We start from the raw sequence: 15434 nt of genomic DNA, 5'->3' as shown, positions 1-15434 counted from the left end.
TGGCGTCTCGCGGTCCGGCGAGAGGCCTTGAGACGGCGCGCAGGCAAGGACACCTATCCTTGGAGTCGGTCGGACAGCGCGGTCCGCTCTCTTTTCTTCCCGGGCGCCCGGTCCCTGATGCGGCACCCGCCGCGCCAGGACCCGGGTCCCCTCCCAGACGTGCTTCAACACTGCAAGGAGCCGCACCTGTGAGCAGTGCCGACGACCAGACCATGACGACGAGCGCCGAGCTGCGCGCCGACATCCGCCGACTGGGCGATCTGCTGGGTGAGACGCTCGTACGGCAGGAGGGCCCCGAGCTGCTCGAGCTGGTCGAGCGCGTACGCCGGCTGACCCGCGAGGACGGCGAGGCCGCCGCCGAGCTGCTGCGCGGCACGGAGCTCGAGACCGCCGCCAAGCTGGTACGCGCATTCTCCACGTACTTCCACCTCGCGAACGTCACCGAGCAGGTACACCGCGGCCGCGAGCTGGGCGCCAAGCGCTCCGCCGAGGGCGGCCTGCTGGCCCAGACCGCGGACCGCCTCAAGGACGCCGACCCAGAGCACCTGCGCCAGACCGTCGAGCACCTCAACGTCCGCCCCGTCTTCACCGCCCACCCCACCGAGGCGGCCCGGCGCTCCGTACTGAACAAGCTACGGCGCATCGCCGCGCTCCTGGAGACCCCGGTCACCGAGGCCGACCGCCGCCGCTACGACACCCGGCTCGCCGAGAACATCGACCTGGTGTGGCAGACCGACGAACTGCGCGTCGTCCGCCCCGAGCCCGCCGACGAGGCCCGCAACGCCATCTACTACCTCGACGAGCTCCACGCCAATGCCGTCGGCGACGTCCTCGAAGACCTCACGGCCGAGCTGGAGCGCGTCGGCGTCAAGCTGCCCGAGACCACCCGCCCCCTCACCTTCGGCACCTGGATCGGCGGCGACCGCGACGGCAACCCCAACGTGACCCCCCAGGTCACCTGGGACGTGCTGATCCTCCAGCACGAGCACGGCATCAACGACGCGCTCGACCTGATCGACGAGCTGCGCGGCTTCCTCTCCAACTCCATCCGCTACACCGGCGCCACCGAGGAACTCCTCACCTCCCTCCAGGCCGACCTGGAGAACCTCCCGGAGATCAGCCCCCGCTACAAGCGCCTCAACGCCGAGGAGCCCTACCGGCTCAAGGCCACCTGCATCCGCCAGAAGCTGGTCAACACCAAGCAGCGCCTCGCCAAGAGCACCCAGCACGAGCCCGGCCGCGACTACCTCGGCACATCCGAGCTGCTGCACGACCTCACCCTCATCCAGACGTCGCTGCGCGCGCACCGGGGCGGGCTGTTCGCCGACGGCCGCATGAACCGCACCATCCGCACCCTCGCCGCGTTCGGCCTGCAGCTCGCCACCATGGACGTACGCGAGCACGCCGACGCCCACCACCACGCCCTCGGCCAGCTCTTCGACCGCCTCGGCGAGGAGTCCTGGCGGTACGCCGACATGCCGCGCGACTACCGCGCCAAGCTCCTCGCCAAGGAACTGCGGTCCCGGCGTCCGCTCGCCCCCACCCCGGCGCCCCTCGACGCCGCCGGTGAGAAGACCCTCGGCGTCTTCCTCACCGTCAAGAAGGCCCTGGAGGTCTTCGGACCCGAGGTCATCGAGTCGTACATCATCTCCATGTGCCAGGGCGCCGACGACGTCTTCGCCGCGACCGTGCTCGCCCGCGAGGCCGGACTGATCGACCTGCACGCCGGCTGGGCCAAGATCGGCATCGTGCCGCTCCTCGAGACCACAGACGAGCTCCGCGCGGCCGACGTCATCCTCGACGACATGCTCGCCGACCCCTCCTACCGGCGACTCGTCGCCCTGCGCGGCGACGTCCAGGAGGTCATGCTCGGCTACTCCGACTCCTCCAAGTTCGGCGGCATCACCACCTCGCAGTGGGAGATCCACCGCGCGCAGCGGCGCCTGCGCGACGTCGCCCACCGCTACGGGGTGCGGCTGCGGCTCTTCCACGGCCGCGGCGGCACCGTCGGCCGCGGCGGCGGCCCCACCCACGACGCGATCCTCGCCCAGCCCTGGGGCACCCTCGAAGGCGAGATCAAGGTCACCGAGCAGGGCGAGGTCATCTCCGACAAGTACCTCATCCCGTCCCTCGCCCGGGAGAACCTCGAACTGACGGTCGCGGCAACCCTGCAGGCCTCCGCCCTGCACACGGCCCCCCGCCAGTCCGACGAGGCCCTCGCCCGCTGGGACGCCGCCATGGACCTCGTCTCCGACGCCGCCAACGCCGCGTACCGGGGGCTCGTCGACGACCCCGACCTGCCCTCGTACTTCTTCGCCTCGACCCCGGTCGACCAGCTCGCCGACCTGCACCTCGGCTCCCGGCCCTCGCGCCGCCCGGACTCCGGCGCCGGCCTCGACGGGCTGCGGGCCATCCCCTGGGTCTTCGGCTGGACCCAGTCCCGGCAGATCGTGCCCGGCTGGTTCGGCGTCGGCTCCGGCCTCAAGGCACTGCGCGAAGCCGGCTTCGACACCGTGCTCGACGAGATGCACGAACAGTGGCACTTCTTCCGCAACTTCGTCTCCAACGTCGAGATGACGCTCGCCAAGACCGACCTGCGGATCGCCCGCCACTACGTCGACACGCTCGTGCCGGACGAGCTCAAGCACGTGTTCTCCGCGATCGAGGCCGAGCACGAACTCACCGTGCGGGAGGTGCTGCGCATCACCGGTGGCGAGAAGCTGCTTGACACCCACCCGGTGCTCCAGCAGACCTTCGACATCCGCGACGCCTACCTCGACCCGATCTCGTATCTGCAGGTCGCGCTGCTGAAGCGGCAGCGGGACGCGGCGGCGGCCGGCGAGGAAGCCGATCCGCTGCTCGCACGGGCACTGCTGCTCACGGTCAACGGTGTGGCGGCCGGGCTGCGCAACACCGGCTGAACCAGGTCAGCTGACGAAAAAGCGGGTGCCCGGGATTCCCCCGGGCACCCGCTCGCTGTTCGTGGTCCAGCCCCCGATTACGGGAAACGCGACATACGTCAGAGCGTCGCGAACGAAGCCGTGAGCAACGCGACCCCCAACCCCGCCGCCACCCACGCCGTACGCCGCATCCGCAAGCCCCCCGCGATGACGACGGCCGCCAGCAACAGCGCCCCGCCCAGCGGAACCCACGCATGCAGAAGACCCGCCACACCCGAACGGACCACCTCATCCGTACCGGGCTTGATCACCACCGGGACCTTCGCGCCCTTCTCCTCGGCGATCGACCGCTCGATCACCACACGGTCGCGCGGCTGCGAACCCGGCGACAAAGGAGCATACGAACCCGTGCACTGCTCCTCGCCGCACCGCAGCACCGTCATCGTGCCGCGCTCACGCCCCTTCGTGAACATCACATGCTGCGCCGACCCCCACGACTGCCACACCCCGCCGACCAGCAGCAACAGCGCAATCCCCGCCATCGCCACCCGCCGCCCGAGCAGCAACAACCCATACGCGCTCTCGCCCGCTCTGCGCGTACGACTGCGCTTGACGATGCCCGGGCGACGCGAAGAAACCGTGGCCGAAGTGGCTGAAGAGGCTGACGTGCTTGGCATGGCCGCGATCCTTGGCCATATGACAGCACCCGGTCAACCTCTACGGGCGAGAGGCCACAAGTGCCACAACACGTCCCGAACACACCGAGACGTCAGGAGTTGTACGCGCTCTGCGCCCGCTCCAGCCCCTCCGCCACCAGACACTCGACCGCATCCGCGGCCCGGTCCACGAAGTAGTCCAGCTCCTTGCGCTCAGCCGACGAGAAATCCTTCAGGACGAAGTCCGCGACCTGCATACGACCCGGCGGACGCCCGATCCCGAACCGCACCCGGTGATACTCCCGCCCCATCGCCTTCGTCATGGACTTCAGCCCGTTGTGGCCGTTGTCGCCACCACCCAGCTTCAACCGCAGCGTGCCGTAGTCGATATCCAGCTCGTCATGGATCGCCACGATGTTCGCCGTCGGCACCTTGTAGAAATCCCGCAGCGCCGTCACCGGACCACCCGAGAGATTCATGTACGACAACGGCTTCGCCAGCACCACCCGCCGACTCGCCGGACCCGGCGCCCCGATCCGCCCCTCGACGACCTGCGCCTGCGCCTTGCCGCTCCGCTTGAACGCGCCACCTATCCGCTCCGCGAGCAGATCCGCCACCATGAACCCCACGTTGTGCCGGTTCATCGCATACCCCGGACCAGGGTTGCCGAGCCCCGCGATCAGCCAGGGGGCGCCCGCATCCGACGTCGTCATCTGCATGTCTCCTTCATACGCGCCAGCCGCCGTCTTCCGCGCCTCTCGGCACGGAAAACGGCGGCTGAAGAACAAACTGCCGGAAGCACTCCCAGCGAGCGGAAACTACTCCGCGGCCTCGGCGCCCTCTTCCTCGGCACCCTCGGGCGCCTCCTCGGCCTGCGCGGCCAGCACCTGAAGGACGACCGCGTCCTCCTCGACGGCCAGCGTCACACCGTTCGGCAGCGTGATGTCCTTGGCGAGGACGGAGGCACCGGCCTCCAGGCCCTCGATGGAGACGGTGACAGCCTCGGGGATGTGGGTCGCCTCGGCCTCGACCGGCAGCGCGTTCAGCACGTGCTCGAGCAGGTTGCCGCCCGCGGCGAGCTCACCCTCGGTGTGCACCGGAACCTCGACCGAGACCTTCTCGCCGCGCTTGACCAGCAGCAGGTCGACGTGCTCGAGGAAGCCCTTGATCGCGTCACGCTGCACGGCCTTCGGGATCGCCAGCTCGCTGGTCTTGCCGTCGATGTCCAGGGACAGCAGGACGTTCGGCGTACGCAGCGCGAGCAGCAGGTCGTGGCCCGGAAGGGTCAGGTGCAGCGGGTCGGAGCCGTGGCCGTACAGGACACCCGGAACCTTGTTGTCACGGCGGATGCGGCGCGCGGCACCCTTGCCGAACTCGGTGCGGGTCGCGGCGGAGATCTTCACCTCGGACATGTGCACTCCTCGTAAGTCAGACGGATTTGTGGCGGTTACCCGGCCACACGACTGGCCTGCTACGAAGAGCGCGTCGATAACGGACCGCCGCACCCAATGAAAGTGCGGCCTCCCTCGCCGAGCAACTTGGACAGTCTACTCGGCGCGGCAGGCCGCACCCAAAACGATCTAGATCAGAGAAAGGTCACTGCTCCTCGAACAGGCTCGTCACCGAACCATCCTCGAAGACCTCACGCACCGCACTCGCGATCGTCGGAGCGATCGACAGCACCGTGATCTTGTCCAGCTCCAGCTCACCCGGCGTCGGCAGCGTGTCCGTGAACACGAACTCGCTCACCTTCGAGTTCTTCAACCGGTCCGCCGCCGGACCCGACAGCACACCATGCGTCGCCGTCACGATGACATCCTCCGCACCATGCGCGAACAGAGCGTCCGCAGCGGCGCAGATCGTGCCACCCGTGTCGATCATGTCGTCGACCAGGACACACACACGGTCCTTCACGTCACCCACGACCTCGTGCACGGTGACCTGATTGGCAACGTCCTTGTCACGGCGCTTGTGCACGATGGCCAGCGGCGCACCGAGACGGTCGCACCAGCGGTCGGCAACCCGCACCCGGCCGGCGTCCGGGGAGACCACGGTCAGCTTGTCGCGGTCGACCTTCGCACCCACGTAGTCCGCGAGGATCGGCAGCGCGAACAGGTGGTCCACCGGACCGTCGAAGAAGCCCTGAATCTGGTCCGTGTGCAGATCGACCGTAAGAATCCGGTCCGCACCCGCCGTCTTCATCAGGTCCGCGACCAGACGAGCCGAGATCGGCTCACGCCCACGGTGCTTCTTGTCCTGACGCGCATACCCGTAGAACGGCACGATCACGGTGATGCTCCGGGCCGAAGCCCGCTTCAGAGCATCGATCATGATCAACTGCTCCATGATCCACTTATTGATCGGAGCCGTGTGACTCTGGATCAAGAAACAATCCGCACCACGAGCCGACTCCTGATAGCGCACATAGATCTCGCCATTGGCGAAGTCGAACGCCTTCGTCGGCACAATGCCGACCCCCAACGCGCGAGCGACCTCCTCCGCCAACTCAGGATGCGCGCGGCCGGAAAAGAGCATCATCTTCTTCTGCCCGGTGGCCTTGATTCCGGTCACAGCACTGTCTCCTCAGACGAGTTCTCTACTGCCGCCCGCGCACCCGTCCGCAACGAGCCAGCCGAATTGTGTGCACCTATCACGGTACGCCGACTCCAGCGCACCTGTTTCCGGTCAGCTTTCGCCTTCCGGCTCCCGGGACACCGCCTCAGCCGCCTTCGCAGCCGCGCTCCCCGGACGCTTACGGGCCACCCAGCCCTCGATATTCCGCTGCTGACCACGCGCCACAGCCAGCGAACCAGGCGGCACATCCTTCGTGATCACCGAACCCGCAGCGGTGTACGCCCCATCCCCGATCGTGACAGGAGCCACAAACATGTTGTCCGAACCAGTACGACAATGCGACCCCACCGTCGTGTGGTGCTTGTCCTGACCGTCATAGTTCACAAACACACTCGCCGCACCGATGTTCGTGTACTCACCGATCGTCGCATCACCGACATACGACAAATGCGGGACCTTCGTCCCCTCACCGATCCTGGCGTTCTTCATCTCCACATACGTACCCGCCTTGGCCTTCAGACCCAGCCGCGTACCAGGCCGCAGATACGCATACGGCCCCACACTCGCCTGCGCGCCGATCTCCGCGCGATCCGACACGCTGTTGTCCACCCGCGCCCCCGCGCCCACCCTCGTGTCCGTCAGCCGCGCATTCGGACCCACCTCGGCACCCTCCGCGATGTGCGTGGCCCCCAACAACTGCGTACCCGGATGCACGATCGCGTCCTGCTCGAACGTCACCGTCACATCCACCCACGTCGACGCAGGATCCACCACCGTCACACCCGCGAGCATCGCCCGCTCCAACAGCCGGTCGTTCAGAATCCGCCGCGCCTCCGCCAGCTGCACCCGGTTGTTGATCCCCGCGATCTCATGGTGGTCCGCTGAGACCGAAGCACCCACCCGGTGGCCCGCCTCACGCAGGATCCCGAGGACGTCCGTCAGATACTCCTCGCCCTGGCTGTTGTTCGTACGCACCCTGCCCAACGCGTCCGCGAGCAGCCGGCCGTCGAACGCGAACACGCCCGAGTTGATCTCACGGATCGCACGCTGCGCCTCGGTCGCGTCCTTGTGCTCCACGATCGCCGTCACGGCACCGGAAGCCTCGTCCCGCACGATCCGGCCGTACCCCGTCGCGTCCGGGACCTCGGCCGTCAGCACCGTCACCGCGTTGCCATCGGCCGCATGGGTCCCGGCAAGCCGCTGGAGCGTTTCCCCCGCCAGCAGCGGAGTGTCGCCGCAGACGACGATCACAGTCCCGTCGACCGCCCCGCCCAGCTCCTCCAGAGCCATGCGCACCGCATGACCGGTGCCCTTCTGCTTCTCCTGCACAGCCGTACGAGCAGCCGCGTCGACCTCGGCCAGATGCGCCGCGACCTGCTCACGAGCGTGCCCCACGACGACCACGAGCTCCTGGGGGTCCAACTCCCGAGCGGCAGCCAGAACGTGCCCCACCAGGGAACGGCCACAGATGTCGTGCAGAACCTTCGGGGTGGCCGACTTCATACGGGTGCCCTCACCCGCTGCGAGGACGACGACGGCGGCCGGGCGGTTGGCGCTCACGGGAATGCCCTTCGGCTTCGGTGCTTCGGGTGGTGGACACCCGCAGGATACCGGGGCGTAGTGGGGCGGAAACGAGGGCGGGTCCTGACCTGGGAGGTCAGGACCCGAACTTTGCAGCTCCGCCGCTAGGACTCGAACCTAGACCGAAACACCTCCAAAGGGTGCCGTGCTGCCAATTACACTACGGCGGATCGCTGCGTCAGACCTTACCGGAGGTGGGGGGCGTGATCCCACTGACTGAAGCGACCATCCCAGTCCACCAGCCTTCGATGCGACGGTAGAGCTCCGCGCCTTGCGAGACGCGGATCACGAGGCAACCCCTGTAGTCGTCGCCTACGTTCTTGCGGACCGTCTTCGGGTTGTGCTTCTTGATCGTGGTCTTCTGGAAGGTGGCGACGTCGACGCCTACAAGGTCAGCCCAGTAGCGCTTGGCGCCCTCCACGTCCGCCGTCATGTGGATCATGACGCGGTAGCTGAGGCGTTCCGACTCGACGTCCAGCAGGCTCAGCCAGGCCAGGTAGATCTGGATGACCCCTGGATCGCTGTTGACGAAAAGAACGTTCTCCCGTCGCGCGTACGGCTTGTCCTTCGCACCTTCCGCCCAGTACAGAGCCACGCCAGCTACGAAGAGCTCCCGCTCTGTCATCGCGCCGACCTCACCAGCCGCCGTTACCTTCGTCTGCTGGCGCTCGACGTCACGGATGGCAAGCTCGTGCTCCCACCGTTTCCTCGCCGCGAGCTTCGCCTGCTCGGCCGGATCCCGCCGCTCCGGCTTCGGCAGATCCCGAACCCAAAGCGAGATCGAACTCTTCGAGCACCCCAGCTCTACCTGGATCTGGTCGTACGTCCAGCCCTGGAGCCGTAGCTCGCGGGCCTTCGCGCGGAGGTCGTCCTTCGCGTTCGGGCGCTTCGTCCACTCCGGCGGCGGCTCGCCCTCCAGCAGCCGGTTCAGGATGTCGTTGTTGTCGACGTGGAGGCGGTCGCGGATCTGGCGGCGGCTGAGGCCCGCCCTCCGCAGGGCGACGGCCTGCTCGCGCAGGCCCTCGAAGTCGGCGTATTTGCCGGTGATCGCTGTCATGGGCATACCGTCGCGGCGGAATGCGGGCGTCCGGGTGGAAAGCCGAGTTGATTAGACAGATCGTGTGATAGGCGTAACTTTCGGTGCTGTTCGAATGTTCGAGAAGCTGTTGTCGGTTGCGGTGAAACTCACCGGAAAACCGGCGGTCCCCGCCCGTACGCTGGGGGGCATGACCACGACGGGGGATGCTCACAGTGCGGCCGTGATCGGGCCGTGGTGGTGGGCGCGGTGGCGTAGTGCCGTGCTGGATGTGGGGCTGGCGGTGGTGTCGGCCGTGGAGTGTGCGGCCGAGGGGCTTCGGTTCGCGCATGACGCGGGGTTGCCGGTGCCGGTGGGGGTGGTTTTCGGGCTGGTGGCCGGTTCCGTGCTGGTGTTGCGGCGGCGGTGGCCGGTGGCGGTGGTGCTGGTGTCGGTTGCGATCACGCCGGCGCAGATGGGGTTCCTGCTGGGTCTGGTGGGGCTCTACTCGCTTGCGGCGTCGGAGGTGCCGCGGCGGATCATCGGGGCGCTGGCCGGTATGTCGTTCGCGGGGACGATGATCGTCGGGTTTGTGCGGGCGCATCAGGACATGGGGCACGGGGATCTGACGATAGGTGACTGGTTCGTCCCGTTTGTGGCGATCACGATGTCGTTGGGGATGACGGCGCCTCCGGTGTTGCTGGGTCTGTATGTGGGGGCGCGGCGTCGTTTGATGGAGAGTCTGCGGGAGCGTGCGGGCAGTTTGGAGCGGGAGCTTCAGTTGCTTGCGGAGCGGGCGGAGGAGCGTGCGGAGTGGGCGCGGAGTGAGGAGCGTCGGCGTATCGCTCGTGAGATGCATGACGTGGTGGCGCATCGGGTGAGTTTGATGGTGGTGCATGCGGCGGCGTTGCAGGCGGTGGCGCGGAGGGATCCGGAGAAGGCCGTGAAGAACGCGGCGTTGGTCGGTGATATGGGTCGCCAGGCGCTGACGGAGTTGCGGGAGATGCTGGGTGTGCTGAGGGCGGGGGAGGGTCCGGTGTCTGCGGGTGAGCCGGTGCCGTTGGCGGGGGTGGGTGTGGCGGCGGCTGCGGCGGCTTCGCGGGCGGCTGTGGATGAGGGGGTGGAGGGGCCGTCGCTTGCTGAGCTGGATGTGTTGGTGGGGCAGTCCAGGGAGGCGGGGATGGTGGTGGAGTTGTGGGTGGAGGGGGAGTCGCGTGTGTATGCGCCTGAGGTCGAGCAGACCGCGTATCGGGTGGTGCAGGAGGCGCTGACGAATGTGCACAAGCATGCGGCGGGGGCGAAGGCGCGTGTGCGGTTGGCGCATCGGGCGGCGGAGATTGCGATGCAGGTGGAGAACGAGCCGCCGCCGGCGGTGGATTCGGCTTCGGATGCGCGGTTGCCGAGTGGGGGGAATGGTCTGGTGGGGATGAAGGAGCGGGTGGCGGCGCTCGGTGGGGTGTTTGTGTCGGGGCCGACGGATGCGGGGGGTTTCCGGGTGTCGGCGGTGATTCCGGCGGTGAGCTGAGCGGGCCCCTTGTTGCTGGGCCTGCGGGCGGCGCGCTTGGCGGGAGCCGGGCGGGTGGGTCAGCCGACGGTGAGCCGGGTGGGCTGGGCTCCCATGAGGAGGGCTGACAGGGCTTGGTCGACGGTGTTGCCGAGGTACCAGTCGCCGCTGTGGTCGAGGCTGTAGATGCGGCCTTCGGCGTCGATGGCGAGGAGGGCCTGGGTCTCGCTTTCCTCGCCGAGTGGGCAGACCTCGCTGCCGAGGGCTCGTCCGAGGTCGCCGAGGGTGCGGGCCATGTGGAGCCCGTGGAGGGGTTCGAGGTGGAGGGCGGCGGGGGCGATCTGCCGTCCGGGTCCGGAGGGCGTGATGTGGAGTCCGCCGAATTCGGCCCATGCTTCGACGGCGGCGGGGAAGACGCTGTGTTCGTGTCCTGCGGGTGAGGTGTGTCCGCGGAGGGTGTCGGCCCAGTATTCGGCCTGTTTGATGTCCCAGCGTCCTGGTTGCCAGCCTGCTGTGCGCAGGGCGGCGTCGACGGCTACGGGGAATCGGGTGGTGGAGGTGCGGTCGGGTTGCATCGGCCTTCGTTCGGTCGTCCTGCGGGGGTGGATCCTGTTGTGCCCGGGGTGGGGGGTCAGTCGTCGGGCGCGGTGGGGTCGACGATGCGTACGCCGAAGTGGGCGGCGAGTGCGGTGCAGGAGCGGCAGGGCCGGGCGAAGCTGCCGTGGAGGGGGTCGCCGTCCTCGCGGATGCGCCGGGTGGTGAGTTTGGCGTTCTTGAGGGTTTTGCGGGCTTCGCCGTTGGTCATGGGTCTGCGTCGGGCGCGTTTGGAGCGTTCGTTGTCGGCGGCGCCGAGGTGCCGGGAGATGAGGATGGCTTCGGCGCAGCGTCCGGTGAAGCGTTCGCGTTGACCGCTCGTCAGGGCGTCGAGGAAGTCCTGTACGAGGGGGTGGAGTGCGGGGGGCTGTTCTCCGCGGGCGGGGGTGCCGGTGAGGGTGGTGCCGCGGACGGAGAGTGCGGCGGCGACGGTGGGGAGGATGCCGTCGCGGCGGTGGTTGAGGGCGGGAGCGTGCGGTGCTTCGGCGCTGCTCCAGCCGATCCGGGGGTCTCCGGATGCGGTGTCTGGTTGTGCTGTGTGCATGTGGTGCTCCCCTCTTGCCCGCGGTGGCTGCCGCCAGTGCGGATCGCCGCCGAGCGCGGGGACAGCCTGCCAAATGCGGTGAGCGGTACGGAAGCTGGGGGCTGTGCGACACGCTGGAGGTTCGGCTGTCGGTCACGGGCAGGTGATCGCTGGTCACGGAACCGGAGGTCCGGTGACCGGTGTCGTTCTACGGCATAGGCTGTCGACATCCGCGATCCATCTCTCAGTGCCGCAGGGGGCAACGGTCATGACGACAGGTCGGCTCGGGCAGCAAGCCGCGCCGCCGAACGCGGCTTACGCCGGGCAGGTCGTTCACTTCCCGGACCCGGTTCGGGCTGCTCGCCATCCTAGGGGCGTGCGGGTGGACGAGGGGGGCTTTCCGGACTTCTCGCCTTTTGCACGTGCGGCGGCTGAAATCGCCGATCCTCCGGAGGGGTTCGGGGTCGACGAGCTGCGTTTGACGGACTATGTGTCGGCGAACGCGGCGTTGGCGGCGCAGGGTCATGAGTTGTGGGACACGATTCCGCCGGTGGCGACGCCGCATGGCTGGACGTGGCATCACGTGCCGGGGGCGCGTCGTCTTGAGTTGGTGCCGGTCGAGGTGAAGGCGCTTCTGCGTCATCACGGGGGTCTGGCGACGGCTGCTGTGGATCAGAGCAAGCGGGGTACGCGGCCGTTGCAGGAGACGCGTCCTGTGCACTTCGGTCTGCCGAAGTCGTCGGTGGCGGTGACGGAGCAGCAGATCCTGGGTGTCGAGGAGGAGTTGGGTTATCGGTTGCCGGGTGCGTACCGGTCGTTCTTGAAGGCGGCGGGGGGTTGTGCTCCGGTGGGTGCCGCGTTGGACGCCGAGTTGGGGCTGCTGGTCGATCAGCCGTTCTTCACGGTGCGGGACGAGGCGGCGGTCAATGACCTTGTGTATGTGAACAAGTGTCTGCGTGACCATCTGACGAAGGACTATCTGGGGGTCGCGTTCGTCCAGGGCGGTCTGCTGGCTGTGAAGGTGAAGGGCGACCGGATCGGTTCGGTGTGGTTCTGCGCGTATGACGATGTGCGGGACCGGGACGGCTGGCAGGTGGCCGAGCGGGTGGAGCGGCTGTTGCTGCCCTGCGGTGATGACTTCGATGCGTTTCTGGCGCGGCTCGCGGGCAATCCGCCGGAGCTGGAGACCGTGGCCAACCTGATGGTGGACGGCGGCTTCGCGCGTGCCGTTCCGGTGTCCTCGGCGGGGGAGTGAGCTGGGCGATGGTGACCTTTGCGCAGGCGCAGGAGCGCGCGGAAGAGTGGATCAACGGTGATCTGCCCGCGTACCAGCATCGCGAGGTGCGGGTGCGGGAGTTCGAGCTCGGCTTCGTGGTGTGGGCGGAGGACCGTGCGGAGGGTCCGCGTTCGGACGGTGGCCGGCAGCGGCTGGTCATCGCGCGGGACAGCGGCGAGGCGACGTTGTGGCCGGGTCTGCCGGTGGGCGAGGTCATCCGCCGGTACGAGGAGGAGTACGGCGCGTCGGACGTGTCGGCGGCGTCTCCGGTGCTCGACCGGGTCGATCTCAATCAGACGTCGTTTCTGCTGACTCCGCCCGAGTGGTTGCAGGAGGCGGCGGACCGGCTGGGGGGTGCGGACCGGCGGGGGGCTGGGGGGTCCGGGGTTTCTGCGGGGTCGGGGTCGGGGTCGGCCGTGGGTTCGGCGGTCGGTTCGGGTTCGGCCGTGGGTTCGGGTTCGGGTACGGCTTCGGGGGCGGGTTCGCCGGGTTCGTCCGAGGGTGCCGGGGTTTCTGCAGGTGTTGCGGCCGGTTCGCTCTCGTCCGGCAGTTCTGCGGGCTCGGGCGACGGTACCGGCGGGGCTTCGGTGCATGACGCCGCGGCTGCCGGTGAGGGGCTGCCCGCGACGTCGCCGGGCGTTCCGGCCGGGGCGACGCCGTGGGCGGGGACCGACACCAACGCGGACCCGGGAGACGACCGTTCCGTGCCGCCTCCCGCGACGGTCTTCGCCCCGCCCCTGGTCGGCGCGGACGACGAGGAGATCCCGCCGCCCGGTGTGGCGCCGGACGAGAAGACCGCGCTGATGTCGGGCGGCAGCGGGCTGCCGCCCACCGCGGTCGCGCCCGTTCTGGACAGTTCCGGTGCACCCGCGTACGGCTATCCGCAGGCTCCGGCCATGCCGCCCGGCACCCCCGCGCCGGGCGCTCCGGGCATCCCGGGTGCGCCTGCGTCGTACGGCTATCCGGGGCCCGAAGCGGCCCGGCCGCCCGCGCCTGCGGTGGCGCCCGGGTCTGCCGCGCCCCGGCCTCCGGCTGCGCCGGGCACGCCGGGGGCTCCCGGTGTCCCCGGGGCTCCTGGCACCCCGCCTCCGCCTGGCGCCGGTGACATCGCCGATGCCGCGACCAGCAAGGCCGGGGCCCCGCCGCGGGACGCGCGAGGCGGCCTGCCGCCGGTGCCGCCGCCTCCGGGCGCTCCGGGTACGCCGGGCGCACGTCCTGGCAGTACGCCTTCGCCCAGCGGTTCCGGTGCTCCCGGCATCGCGCCGGGTGGTTACGTGCCGACGCAAGTCGTGCCGCAGTTGCCCCCCGACAGGTCCGAGGCACCGGGCGGCCCCAATCCGCCTGGCCCGCTCGGCGTTCCGCAGGCCCCGCCGGGCGCTCCCGGTGGTCTCGGTGCTCCGGGTGGCCCCGGCAGGCCGGGTACGCCGCCTGGCGACGTACATCATGCAGCCACGGTGCTGGCCGGTCCCGGCCCGGGCGGTCCGGGCGGGGTCGGCATGCCTCCGCAGCCGGGTGCGCCGGGCACCGCGGGTGCGCCGGGAACTCCGGGTGCCCCTGGTACGCCGCCGGGTGCCCCTCCGGGCGGTGTCCACCATGCGGCGACCGTGCTCTCCGGACCTCCGGGCGTTCCGGGTGCTCCGGGCGTCCCCGGCATGCCGCCGCCCGGTATGCCGGGGCCCGTACCGGGTCAGCCGATCCCGGGTCAGCCGATCCCCGCGTACGGCTACCCGCAGCAGCCCCCCGGTCCGCCGACCGTCGGCCCCGGCTACCAGGCCGTGCTGCGCTACCGCGCGCAGGACGGCGCCGAGCAGCAGCTCATCCGCCGCTCGGCGCCCGGTACACCGCACCCGGAGTGGCAGATCTTCCACGAGCTGCGCGCCATGAACGTCCCGCCGGACCAGGTCCTCGAGCTGCACACCGAGCTGGAGTCGTGCGAGCTGCCCGGCGCGTACTGCGCGCGCATGATCCGTGAGAACTGGCCGCAGGCGCGCATCACGTCGATCGCGCCCTACGGCAAGGACCATGCGTCGCGCCGGCAGGGTATGCAGCAACTGCTCGCGCATCAGGGTGAGTTGCACCAGGTCGCGGACGGGCCGGCGCGTCCGGCTCCGGTGCGTGCTCCGCTGCCGCAGGTGCAGCCCGCGCCACCGGTCCCGCCGGAGGGCGTCGCGCAGGAGCTGGCGGGCGCGTTCGGTCCCGGGGTCTTCCGGTTCGACCAGCGTGCGGTGTCCCGCCAGGGTGTGCCGGACATCGTGGCGCACACCCTGGTGGTGGCCGGACTGCCCGTCGACATGGGCCCGTTCTTCTGGGCGCAGGCCCAGCCGGGCCGGCCGGTGCCCACGCTCGCCGAGCTGGCGCAGGAGCGCGGGGTGCAGCCCGCGGCGGACGCCGGTTCGTATCTGGTGATGGGCAGCGACTTCGGCCGTGCCGTCTGCGTCCAGTACGGCACGGCGAACATCGTCGCGGTGCCGGTGGAGGCGGGGCCGGGCGGTGCTTCCGTACCGCCGCAGTTCGTGAACACCGGGCTGCCGGAGTTCGTGCGCTGTCTCGCCCTGCTGGGGCGGATGTGGCGGCTGCGGTTCGGGCTCAACCAGGAGCAGGCGGGCCGCTGGACCGTCGACTTCCAGGCGCAGCTGGCCGCCCTCGACCCGGGGGCGCTCGCGTCGCCGGAGAGCTGGTGGTCGGTACTGCTCGAGCAGATGTGGGACGGGCTGCTCTAGGCCCTGTCGTCAAATTCCCGTCGTCCGCCCGGAGGGCGGGCCTCGCGGTGTCTGGTGCGTGCGATCGCAAGGCGCCGGAGCGCCCTCGTGG

12 protein-coding genes and 1 tRNA gene are annotated in these 15434 nt (G+C 69.5%); 4 read left to right on the top strand and 9 right to left on the bottom strand.

Annotation, left to right across the window (positions count from 1 at the left end):
* Nucleotides 1-188: 188 nt before the first annotated feature.
* Nucleotides 189-2921 (top strand): phosphoenolpyruvate carboxylase, encoded by a 2733-nt coding sequence (ppc, locus tag ACWD4J_RS26805; protein ID WP_451397979.1) that lies wholly within the window; start codon nucleotides 189-191, stop codon nucleotides 2919-2921.
* Between the two features lie 98 nt (nucleotides 2922-3019).
* Here the strand turns inward: ppc and ACWD4J_RS26800 are convergent, their stop codons facing one another.
* From ACWD4J_RS26800 to ACWD4J_RS26770, 7 genes are all read right to left on the bottom strand, one after another.
* A complete protein-coding gene (locus ACWD4J_RS26800; RefSeq protein ID WP_451397978.1) occupies nucleotides 3020-3577 on the bottom strand; it encodes a hypothetical protein in 558 nt (185 codons plus the stop codon).
* A 92-nt stretch (nucleotides 3578-3669) separates the two neighbouring features.
* Entirely contained in the window at nucleotides 3670-4269 is a 600-nt protein-coding gene (pth, locus tag ACWD4J_RS26795) for an aminoacyl-tRNA hydrolase (protein WP_451397977.1), read from the bottom strand.
* A gap of 105 nt (nucleotides 4270-4374) precedes the next feature.
* Entirely contained in the window at nucleotides 4375-4968 is a 594-nt protein-coding gene (locus ACWD4J_RS26790; protein WP_451397976.1) for a 50S ribosomal protein L25/general stress protein Ctc, read from the bottom strand.
* 184 nt (nucleotides 4969-5152) lie between these two features.
* Nucleotides 5153-6127 carry a ribose-phosphate diphosphokinase gene (locus ACWD4J_RS26785; protein WP_451397975.1) on the bottom strand — a complete coding sequence of 325 codons (975 nt, stop codon included), beginning with the start codon at nucleotides 6125-6127 and terminating at the stop codon, nucleotides 5153-5155.
* A 114-nt stretch (nucleotides 6128-6241) separates the two neighbouring features.
* Nucleotides 6242-7690 carry a bifunctional UDP-N-acetylglucosamine diphosphorylase/glucosamine-1-phosphate N-acetyltransferase GlmU gene (gene glmU / locus ACWD4J_RS26780; protein ID WP_451397974.1) on the bottom strand — a complete coding sequence of 483 codons (1449 nt, stop codon included), beginning with the start codon at nucleotides 7688-7690 and terminating at the stop codon, nucleotides 6242-6244.
* A 117-nt stretch (nucleotides 7691-7807) separates the two neighbouring features.
* A tRNA-Gln gene (locus ACWD4J_RS26775) sits at nucleotides 7808-7881 on the bottom strand.
* Between the two features lie 8 nt (nucleotides 7882-7889).
* Nucleotides 7890-8768 (bottom strand): hypothetical protein, encoded by an 879-nt coding sequence (locus tag ACWD4J_RS26770; RefSeq protein ID WP_451397973.1) that lies wholly within the window; start codon nucleotides 8766-8768, stop codon nucleotides 7890-7892.
* Between the two features lie 169 nt (nucleotides 8769-8937).
* Here ACWD4J_RS26770 and ACWD4J_RS26765 point away from each other — a divergent pair, with 169 nt between their 5' ends.
* Nucleotides 8938-10251 carry a sensor histidine kinase gene (locus ACWD4J_RS26765; protein ID WP_451398057.1) on the top strand — a complete coding sequence of 438 codons (1314 nt, stop codon included), beginning with the start codon at nucleotides 8938-8940 and terminating at the stop codon, nucleotides 10249-10251.
* Nucleotides 10252-10310: 59 nt separating this feature from the next.
* Here the strand turns inward: ACWD4J_RS26765 and ACWD4J_RS26760 are convergent, their stop codons facing one another.
* Together ACWD4J_RS26760 and ACWD4J_RS26755 are read right to left on the bottom strand one after the other, a co-directional pair.
* Complete coding sequence (locus ACWD4J_RS26760; protein ID WP_451397972.1) at nucleotides 10311-10805, bottom strand: SUKH-3 domain-containing protein; 495 nt, start codon at nucleotides 10803-10805, stop codon at nucleotides 10311-10313.
* A 56-nt stretch (nucleotides 10806-10861) separates the two neighbouring features.
* Entirely contained in the window at nucleotides 10862-11368 is a 507-nt protein-coding gene (locus ACWD4J_RS26755; RefSeq protein WP_451397971.1) for a YwqJ-related putative deaminase, read from the bottom strand.
* A gap of 247 nt (nucleotides 11369-11615) precedes the next feature.
* Here ACWD4J_RS26755 and ACWD4J_RS26750 point away from each other — a divergent pair, with 247 nt between their 5' ends.
* The gene (locus ACWD4J_RS26750; protein ID WP_451397970.1) at nucleotides 11616-12602 is read left to right on the top strand and encodes an HNH endonuclease; all 987 of its coding nucleotides are present in this window, start codon (nucleotides 11616-11618) and stop codon (nucleotides 12600-12602) included.
* 8 nt (nucleotides 12603-12610) lie between these two features.
* A complete protein-coding gene (locus tag ACWD4J_RS26745) occupies nucleotides 12611-15343 on the top strand; it encodes an SUKH-4 family immunity protein (protein ID WP_451397969.1) in 2733 nt (910 codons plus the stop codon).
* The last annotated feature ends 91 nt before the right edge of the window (nucleotides 15344-15434 follow it).

The organism is Streptomyces sp. NPDC002577 (assembly GCF_053594815.1).
This window is presented reverse-complemented; position numbering and strand designations above follow the sequence as displayed.

Excerpts from the sequence above, each read along its gene's own strand:
- ACWD4J_RS26750 (WP_451397970.1), top strand. The coding sequence starts at position 11,616 with ATGACGACAGGTCGGCTCGGGCAGCAAGCCGCGCCGCCGAACGCGGCT.
- pth (WP_451397977.1), bottom strand. The coding sequence starts at position 4,269 with ATGACGACGTCGGATGCGGGCGCCCCCTGGCTGATCGCGGGGCTCGGC.
- ACWD4J_RS26745 (WP_451397969.1), top strand. The coding sequence starts at position 12,611 with ATGGTGACCTTTGCGCAGGCGCAGGAGCGCGCGGAAGAGTGGATCAAC.
- ACWD4J_RS26770 (WP_451397973.1), bottom strand. The coding sequence starts at position 8,768 with ATGACAGCGATCACCGGCAAATACGCCGACTTCGAGGGCCTGCGCGAG.
- ACWD4J_RS26800 (WP_451397978.1), bottom strand. The coding sequence starts at position 3,577 with ATGCCAAGCACGTCAGCCTCTTCAGCCACTTCGGCCACGGTTTCTTCG.
- ACWD4J_RS26790 (WP_451397976.1), bottom strand. The coding sequence starts at position 4,968 with ATGTCCGAGGTGAAGATCTCCGCCGCGACCCGCACCGAGTTCGGCAAG.
- ACWD4J_RS26755 (WP_451397971.1), bottom strand. The coding sequence starts at position 11,368 with ATGCACACAGCACAACCAGACACCGCATCCGGAGACCCCCGGATCGGC.
- ACWD4J_RS26760 (WP_451397972.1), bottom strand. The coding sequence starts at position 10,805 with ATGCAACCCGACCGCACCTCCACCACCCGATTCCCCGTAGCCGTCGAC.
- ACWD4J_RS26765 (WP_451398057.1), top strand. The coding sequence starts at position 8,938 with ATGACCACGACGGGGGATGCTCACAGTGCGGCCGTGATCGGGCCGTGG.